Below are 7,761 nucleotides of genomic sequence, written 5' to 3'. Positions count from 1 at the left end.
CGTTCAACAACACCATCGTCACCATCACCGACCGCAATGGCGGCGTGATCGGCTGGTCCACCTCCGGCAAGATGGGTTTCCGCGGCTCCCGCAAAGGCACCGCATACGCCGCCCAGGTCGTGGCCCAGGATGCCTGCCGTCAGGCCATGGGACATGGCCTTCGCGAGGCGGAAGTCCGCCTTCGTGGTCCCGGATCGGGCCGTGAGTCCGCTGTCCGTGCCGTTCAGGCCCTGGGCGTGGAAGTCAGCACCATCAAGGACGTGACTCCGGTGCCTCACAACGGCTGCCGTCCGCCCAAAGCCCGCCGCGTCTAATCCTTCCCCGCACCTTTTTTTCATCTCACTATGGCTCGTTACACTGGTCCTCGCGAAAAGATCAATCGCCGTTTCGGCATTGCCATTTTCGGCCCTTCCAAAGCCCTCGAAACCCGCAATTTCCCCCCGGGACAGCACGGCGCGCGCAACACCCGCCGCAAGATGTCCGAATACGGCACCGCACTCGCTGAAAAGCAGAAGCTGCGTTTCCAATACGGCCTCATGGAGAAGCAGTTCCGCCGTTTCTTCGCCGAAGCCCAACGCCGCAAGGGTGTGACCGGTGAAAACCTCCTGCAGATGCTGGAGCTTCGCCTCGACAACGTTGTCTTCCGCATGGGTTTCGCGAACACCCGTTTCGCCTCCCGTCAGTTGGTCAGCCATCGCCACATCACTGTGAACGGCAAGGTGGTGAACATCGCCAGCTATCAATGCAAACCCGGCGACGTCATCGCCGCCCGCAGCAGCAGCCAGCGCAGTCAGCAGTTGATCGGTCGTTTCCTGGAAATGACCCAGGGCACGCCTGCCGCCGACTGGATGACGGTGGATCGTGACAAGCTGAGCGGCACCGTGAATCGTGTGCCGGTCCGCGAGGAAATCGCCCCCATCGCCAACGAGCAGCTCGTCGTGGAACTTTACTCCCGCTAATCCTCACGGATCAGCCGACAGACTTCAAAAGGGACGCTCTCGGGCGTCCCTTTTGCTTTTCTGGACGAATGTGAAAACTCAAACCTGAAACTTGGACACCCGTCATGCATCCCACCCGTCTCGAACTTATCGGCACCGAAGTCGCCATCGCCTGGAACGATGGCACGGAGCAGTTCATCGCCATGGAGAAGCTCCGTGCGGCCTCCCCAAGCGCTGAAAACACCGGCGAACGCGATTTGGTCGGCAACAAGATCGGCGGCACCTCCCAAAAGGAGTTTCCAGGGGTGACCGTGAAGGACTGGCGCATGGTGGGCGGCTACGCCATCCAGTTCGACTTCAGCGACGGCCACAACACCGGTCTGTACACCTTTGATTACCTGCGGGCGCTGGCCTGAGCGCACCTTCCGTGCGGTCACTCCTTGTAAGTGCGCGTGCCCTGCATGGCAGGCTTTTCCGGCACTGGCGTCAGTTCGTTCTTGATCGATCCGAGTGCCGGGAGCAGCGGCAGATTCTTCAGTGTCTCGGTGATCATCGTCGGAACGGCCTCCTCTTCGACCAGGTGGGCCTCGCCATTCCACGCTGTTTTGCCGAACTTGCTCACCGCCCAGTAGATCCGCCTCAGATGAGTGGGAGACTTGGCTGTGTCAAACGTCGGCTGCTCCATCTGGCTCTTGATGATCTCCGCCATGATCCAGTCCGCCTGTTCCTTGGTGTAGAAGAGCTGGTTGCCCTTCGGATCGGTGCCTGCCGGGACTTTCCGACGGTGTGCCTCGTAAAGCCAGTCATGCACGAGGTAGGCGGGGGCGTAGGTCCATGGCGAGTAGCTCCGCTGTGACCACAGGAAGCGTGGAATGCTGCCTCCGTCGGTCTCGATGCTGCCAGGCTGGATCTTTTCGCCGTTCGGACGCGTGAAGCAGAAGTCGGGATTCTTGTTCCTCACATACACAAACTTGTCCGGCTGCTTCCATTCGACGCAGGGATGCCCCTTGATCACACCCGTGCCATCCACTCGCGCATAGAAGCGGTTGGCCGCGCACGAGTTCAGAAGGAAAAGGGCTGGCATTGAGAAAAGCAGGCAGGAAAAACGCATGGCACGCTCATACGAAACGCCTGCAAACGTGTCAAGCGTGCCGGGCTACTCTCCCACCACGCTGACGACGATGCTTCGCGTGTGCGGTGCCCGGCGATGTTCGAAAAGGAAGATGCCCTGCCACGTGCCGAGTGCCAGGCGGCCATTGACGACGGGAATCACCTCCGAGGTTCGCGTCAAGGCCATGCGCAGATGGCTGGGCATGTCGTCCGCACCTTCATAGGTGTGCACGAAGTAAGGTGTGTCTTCGGGCACCAGGTGATCGAAGAAGCTGTGCAAATCCGTGCGGGCGGATGGATCGGCATTCTCGAAGATCACCAGGCTGGCGCTGGTGTGCTGGACGAAGACGGTCGCTGTTCCGGTTTTGATGCCGCTGCTGCGCACGATCTGCTGGCAGCGATCTGTGATTTCGTAGGTCCCTTTGCCCCGCGTGGGGATGGAAAACTCGTCAGCGTGCGCGGCCATGCGGCATTTAGGAACAGCCACGTTTCAAATCAAGCAAAGCAGCGCCGAGGTTCGCTGCCACGTCACCGGCACACAGCGATTCCGCGGCCGTTTCTTCGCCGGTGATCGCGATTTCGGCCGCACGACCGCACAACCATGAGGAGAGGCCGGCGGCATGATGCAAAGGGAGGTCTTGCGCGGCAAAGGTGGCGCAGACACCGGTCAAAACGTCTCCCATGCCGCCGCTGGCCATGCCAGGGTGCCCGGTGGTGTTGAAAAGCGTCGGCTGACCGCGTGTCGCGATGACCGTTCGTGCACCCTTCAGCAGCAGTGTCCGTCCGGAGGCGGGTTCGGTGAGCGCCTCGGTCACATTGCGGCGGCTCATGCCGTGCCAGCCGGGGAAGTTGCGCAGCAGCCGGTCCAGTTCACCCGGATGCGGCGTGAGGAGACGTGCCAGACTGGCTGTCTTGTCCAGGATGTGAGGATTCTGCGCCAGCATCGTCAGCGCGTCCGCGTCCACGATGGTCGGCGTCTTCGACTGCTTCAGAACCTCGATCACTTCCTTCTCATGCTCAAAACCCAGGCCCGGCCCGATCGCCAGGGCATCGAAGCGCATCTCCAGCACATCGCGGTAATCATCGATCGGCTTCACCATCACCTCTGCCGGCACACGCGGGGCGATCAGTGGATAGACGTCTTCTTTTACCAGCAAGGTGACGAGCCCGGCGCCTGCACGAATCGCTCCGCGGCAGGCCAGGTCCGCCGCGCCGAGGAATCCGCGTGATCCGGCCATGATGCCGATGCGTCCAGCCTCGCCCTTGTGCATGTCGTACGGGCGGCGTGGCAGCCAGGAACGCAAGAGCGGAGGAGTGAGCGGCAGAGCGGTCGCATCTCCCTCGCAAGTGGCCAGTTCCGGTAGCGGGACGAGCGCAATGCGTCCCACGCAGCGCTCAGCGCCATCCTCCAGCAGTCCCGTTTTGATCTGCGCCACCACAGCAGTCACATCCGCCTCCACGGCATCTTCACAGGCGTCACCGTGATCGCCATCAAAGCCGGAGGGAATGTCCATCGCGATGGTGATCGCATGCTTCTGCGCACGGAGCGTGTTCATCTCGCGCGCCAGGGCCTGCAGCTCGGGTTTCAGCGGCCCTTGAGCGCCGATTCCGAGCAATCCGTCCAGACTGACGATGGGACCAGGAGCGAAGCTGAAAGTGGTCGCGTCGTCGATCACCCGCACATGACTGCGAATGGCGGCGAAATGACGGCGCGGCAGGTCCTTCATGGCTTCCGGGGGCGAGGAAAGCCGCGCGTGCAGTTGCCAGCCGTCGGCCACGAGTTCACGGGCTGCCACCAGCGCATCCCCCGCGTTGTTTCCTTTGCCAAGAAACAGCACCAGAGACCCCGGTCGTGGCGCAAACTGCCGAACCACAGCGGCGATGCCGCGTCCTGCCTCCTCCATCAATGCCGCCGCGCTCACGCCGCGGGCGAACGCGGCTTCCTCGCATTGCTGCATCTGGCGGCAGGTGACGATCATGGCCGTTCGGCCGCTTGTAGCAGCAGCGCTTTGAGTTCGTGGGCGGATTGCAGCGTTTCCTGCGCTGTGGAGGTGGCTTGGCGTGTGACGACGCGTGTGCCTTTGGAGGCGGTTTCCAGCGCCGCGGTGACACGCGCCAGTTGATTCGCATCCGGTGATCCCAGGACAAAGAGGTGCATCAGCCGCTCGTCATCGCGGCGGAAGCCTTCCTTCATCTGAGTGAGTGCTTCGTCCGTGGTTGGAATGACTGCAAAACGCAACCCTCGCGCCACGGATTCTCCTGTGAGCTCGTGAGCGATGCTCATGAGTTCCGCGATGGCCTGCGAGGTCCGGATGAAGCGCGTCGGATCGCCGTCATAAAGGGCCAGCGCCATCACGATCTCACGCGGTCGCGTTTTTCCGGTGAGTTCCGCGTCGATATCCGACTGATCGCCGCCGAGACGCGTTCTCCGCACCGTGTAGCCCATGTTTTCCGCGCCCATCGTTGATTCGAGATAGCCGGGGATGCTTTGATGCCAGTCCGGCTTCGCCAGCGCCTCGCGGATGATCGTCGCGTGACGCTCGATGCCCGCGATCGTGATCGGCCGCCGCAAAGCCATCGCGTATTTGAACGAGCGGTCTGCCGCACGTTCCTTCTTCCACTGCCAGATGCCAAAGCTGGCGATGCCGAGCAGGATTGTGCCGAGTGGCAGCATCACCAGTGCGAAGCGAATCCAGCGTCCAGGGGCGGCAATAGGTGGGGCGGCAGCAGTCATGCGTGGGTGCCAAGAAGCATCGCTTTTCCCGCCGGACAAGCGTGTAACGCATTCTCGGAGGCCGGATGTGTTTGGCGGGAATGACACCGTCACAGGCAGGACTGTCTTCGCCAAACTATCCGGCTGCGGGCGCTCTAAAGCCGGATAGTTCGGCGAAGGGCGATTGGAATGGTCGCGGCGTCATATGCGCCGAACACATCCGGCCTACGCAGGGCGTGTCGAGTTTGTAAGCCGGATGTGTTTGGCGATGGTGACGTGTTTCGCCTTGGGCTCACTTCGCCAAACTATCCGGTCGCGGGCGTTCTCAGAGCCGGATAGTTCGGCGGACGGAGATCTGGATGATCGCGGCGTCAAATGCGCCGAACACATCCGCCCTACGGCAGTTGGGCCAGCAGTTCGGCGACAGTGAGCGTCTGCCTCGGCAGCACCAGGTCGGGCCGGATGTCGGCGAGCGGCTGCAAAACGAAACGACGAAGGTGCAGGCGTGGATGAGGCAGGATGAGCACGGGATCATCGCTCACCACATCGTCGGCATAGAGCAGATCGAGATCGAGGGTGCGTGGGGAGTTGCGCTCGCGCTGCTCCGGTCGGCCCAGCGCTGATTCGACGGCCTTCAGGTGCTGGTGCAGCTCCTGCGGGCTGCAGGGGGCCTCCAGTTCGATCACCGTGTTCAAGAACGCCTGCGTTCCCGGGGCGCAATCGACCGGCTCCGTTTCGTAAACAGGAGCACTGGCGCTCAAAACCACGTCTGGAACCCGTGCGAGCAGCCGTTCGATGCCGAGCCGGAGGTTTTCGGCGCGATCACCGAGATTCGAGCCGAGAGCGATGCCGAAACGCATGCGAGGGGCGGGTTACTTCAGGCCCAGGACGTCCTGCATGTCATAAAGGCCGGCCGGTTTGCCGACGAGCCATCTGGCGGCACGGACGGAGCCGTTGGCGAAGGTGTCACGGCTGCTGGCTTTGTGCGTGAGTTCGACGCGTTCGCCGACATTGGCAAAGACGACGGTGTGATCACCGACGACATCGCCGCCGCGCAGGGCGTGGACGCCGATTTCCTTCGGCGTGCGGGCGCCGACGTCGCCGAAGCGGCCGTGGCGGCAATCCTTGTCGTATTCGAGGCCGCGGGCGTCCGCCAGGATCTCCACCAGCGTGCGTGCGGTGCCGCTGGGCGAGTCCTTTTTCATGCGGTGATGCATTTCGATCACTTCGAGATCGAAATCAGGGCCGAGGAGTTCCGTGGCTTTGCGAGTGAGCCAGAACAACGTGTTCACGCCGACGCTGTAATTGGAGGCGAAGACGATGGGCAATGTCTTTGCGGCTTCGCGAATGGCGGCAAGCTGCTCGTTCGTGTGACCGGTCGTGCCGATGACCATGCTCTTCTGCTGCTTGAGGCATTCGGCCAGCAGTTCGTCGGTGAAGTGATGCGAGGTGAAGTCGATCACGGCATCGGCTTTGGCGAGGGCAGGGGACAGGGCGTCGCCCACGTCGATGGTGGCGGCGACGGGCACGTTTTGAGATTCGGCGGCACGGATGATGGCCTGGCCCATGCGGCCTTTGCAGCCAGTGATGAGGAGTTTGAGGTCGGACATGACGGGTGGCTGATAAACAGGCCGGGAAGTTATGCAAGAAGGGCCTCGAAGCTGTGCGGTGCCGCACCGCAGGGCGTGAACCCGGGTCTGGCTCGTGTGCTCAGGCGAGTTTTTGCAGAATGTCGGCCACGATCTCCTCGGGCCTGCCGTCGATGGGAACGCGGATGAGATCGGGGGTCGGATCCAGCGTGGCGAGCTGGCTGTCGAGCAGGCTCGGAGGCATGAAATGACCTTTCCGCCCGGCGAGGCGGGCCGTGATGATCTCTCGCGTGCCGTCCAACAGCACAAAGCGAAGGGTTTCAGGCGCGTCGTGGGCACGGAGCTTGTCCCGGTAGATGGGTTTGAGCGCAGAGCAGGCCAGAATGTAGATCGGCGTGGCGTGGCGCATGTCCTCGATGCGTTGGCGGAGCACCGCATACCAGGGCCAGCGGTCGTCGTCCGTCAGCGGCGTGCCGGAGGACATCTTGGCCTTGTTCTCGGGCGGGTGAAAGTCGTCGCCATCCTCAAAGACAGCGTCGAGTTTCGCGGCGAGCAGGCTGCCGATGACGGATTTGCCGGCGCCGGAGACGCCCATGATGATGATGGTCTTGAGATCGGGGTGGAGCACGGGTGGGAAAGGGAAGGGATGATGGATTTACTGCAGACCGGGCCGCCTGCCAAATCCGCTGCTGATCGTGCGGCTTGACGTTTGTCCGGCGTCATGGAGGATGGGCGGCCTTACCATGAAACGACTGCTTCTGCCCGCCCTGCTGTTGATCGGAGCCGCCTTTGCCGCTGATGAAGCGAAGCCCGCCGCTGAAGCGCCGAAGGAGATCGTGCTGTTCAACGGCAAATCGCTCGACGACTGGGAGTCCGTGGACATCGGCGGCAGCGGCATGGTGGAACTGGAGGGAGGCCTCATGATCATCAATCAGGGGGAGAGCGTGAGCGGTGCCATTTACAAGAAGGCTGCCACGCTGCCAATGACCAACTACGAGATCACGCTCGAGGCGAAGCGCCTCCAGGGCGTGGACTTCTTCGTCGGGCTGACCTTTCCTGTGGGCGATCTGAAAACCTGCGCCACGCTGATCTGCGGCGGTTGGGGCGGCAGCGTGACCGGCATCTCCTCCATCGACAACCTCGATGCGTCGGAGAACAACACCTCCAGCTTTCAGCGCTACAAGGACGACCAGTGGTACACCATCAAGCTGCGCGTGACGCCGACGAAACTCAGCGCCTGGGTGGATGACAAGCAGGTCATCGACGAGGACATCGAAGGCAAGAAAGTCGGCGTGCGTCCCGGGCCGATCGAAAACTACCTGCCCATGTCCCTCACGACCTTCAATACCATGGCGGCCATCCGCAATGTGAAGCTGACGCCGGTGGTGGAGAAAAAATAATGAGTGTGGCG

11 protein-coding genes are annotated in these 7,761 nt (G+C 62.2%); 4 read left to right on the top strand and 7 right to left on the bottom strand.

Annotation, left to right across the window (positions count from 1 at the left end; genetic code table 11):
- The 3 genes from rpsK to IAE77_RS19115 all read left to right on the top strand — a co-directional run.
- Positions 1 to 314: 30S ribosomal protein S11 (gene rpsK / locus IAE77_RS19125; protein WP_294230024.1), on the top strand; the 314-nt coding region annotated here is incomplete at its 5' end.
- Between the two features lie 30 nt (positions 315 to 344).
- Positions 345 to 959: a 30S ribosomal protein S4 gene (gene rpsD, locus IAE77_RS19120; RefSeq protein WP_294230020.1), complete on the top strand. Its 615-nt coding sequence runs from the start codon at positions 345 to 347 to the stop codon at positions 957 to 959.
- A 104-nt stretch (positions 960 to 1,063) separates the two neighbouring features.
- Complete coding sequence (locus IAE77_RS19115) at positions 1,064 to 1,354, top strand: DUF971 domain-containing protein (RefSeq protein WP_294230017.1); 291 nt, start codon at positions 1,064 to 1,066, stop codon at positions 1,352 to 1,354.
- Between the two features lie 17 nt (positions 1,355 to 1,371).
- On the opposite strand, the gene IAE77_RS19110 is transcribed toward IAE77_RS19115, so the two are convergent.
- The 7 genes from IAE77_RS19110 to IAE77_RS19080 all read right to left on the bottom strand — a co-directional run bounded on the left by IAE77_RS19110 (position 1,372) and on the right by IAE77_RS19080 (position 6,978).
- The gene (locus tag IAE77_RS19110) at positions 1,372 to 2,049 is read right to left on the bottom strand and encodes a DUF1353 domain-containing protein (RefSeq protein WP_294230014.1); all 678 of its coding nucleotides are present in this window, start codon (positions 2,047 to 2,049) and stop codon (positions 1,372 to 1,374) included.
- Between the two features lie 45 nt (positions 2,050 to 2,094).
- Positions 2,095 to 2,514, bottom strand: a complete 420-nt coding sequence (locus tag IAE77_RS19105; RefSeq protein WP_294230011.1) for a secondary thiamine-phosphate synthase enzyme YjbQ — start codon at positions 2,512 to 2,514, stop codon at positions 2,095 to 2,097.
- A 7-nt stretch (positions 2,515 to 2,521) separates the two neighbouring features.
- Complete coding sequence (locus IAE77_RS19100) at positions 2,522 to 4,027, bottom strand: NAD(P)H-hydrate dehydratase (RefSeq protein ID WP_294230008.1); 1,506 nt, start codon at positions 4,025 to 4,027, stop codon at positions 2,522 to 2,524.
- Positions 4,024 to 4,782 carry a hypothetical protein gene (locus IAE77_RS19095; RefSeq protein WP_294230005.1) on the bottom strand — a complete coding sequence of 253 codons (759 nt, stop codon included), beginning with the start codon at positions 4,780 to 4,782 and terminating at the stop codon, positions 4,024 to 4,026. The genes IAE77_RS19100 and IAE77_RS19095 overlap by 4 nt, the downstream gene beginning before the upstream one ends.
- A gap of 374 nt (positions 4,783 to 5,156) precedes the next feature.
- Entirely contained in the window at positions 5,157 to 5,621 is a 465-nt protein-coding gene (gene folK, locus IAE77_RS19090; RefSeq protein ID WP_294230002.1) for a 2-amino-4-hydroxy-6-hydroxymethyldihydropteridine diphosphokinase, read from the bottom strand.
- A gap of 12 nt (positions 5,622 to 5,633) precedes the next feature.
- Positions 5,634 to 6,371, bottom strand: coding sequence for a 4-hydroxy-tetrahydrodipicolinate reductase (gene dapB, locus IAE77_RS19085; RefSeq protein ID WP_294229999.1), 738 nt, complete (start codon positions 6,369 to 6,371; stop codon positions 5,634 to 5,636).
- Positions 6,372 to 6,471: 100 nt separating this feature from the next.
- Positions 6,472 to 6,978, bottom strand: coding sequence for a gluconokinase (locus IAE77_RS19080; protein ID WP_294229996.1), 507 nt, complete (start codon positions 6,976 to 6,978; stop codon positions 6,472 to 6,474).
- 115 nt (positions 6,979 to 7,093) lie between these two features.
- Between IAE77_RS19080 and IAE77_RS19075 the strand changes: the two genes are divergently transcribed.
- Positions 7,094 to 7,750: a DUF1080 domain-containing protein gene (locus tag IAE77_RS19075; RefSeq protein ID WP_294229993.1), complete on the top strand. Its 657-nt coding sequence runs from the start codon at positions 7,094 to 7,096 to the stop codon at positions 7,748 to 7,750.
- Positions 7,751 to 7,761: the final 11 nt, after the last annotated feature.

Origin of the sequence: Prosthecobacter sp., from assembly GCF_014879935.1 — a bacterium.
Classification (GTDB): domain Bacteria; phylum Verrucomicrobiota; class Verrucomicrobiia; order Verrucomicrobiales; family Verrucomicrobiaceae; genus Prosthecobacter.
This window is presented reverse-complemented; position numbering and strand designations above follow the sequence as displayed.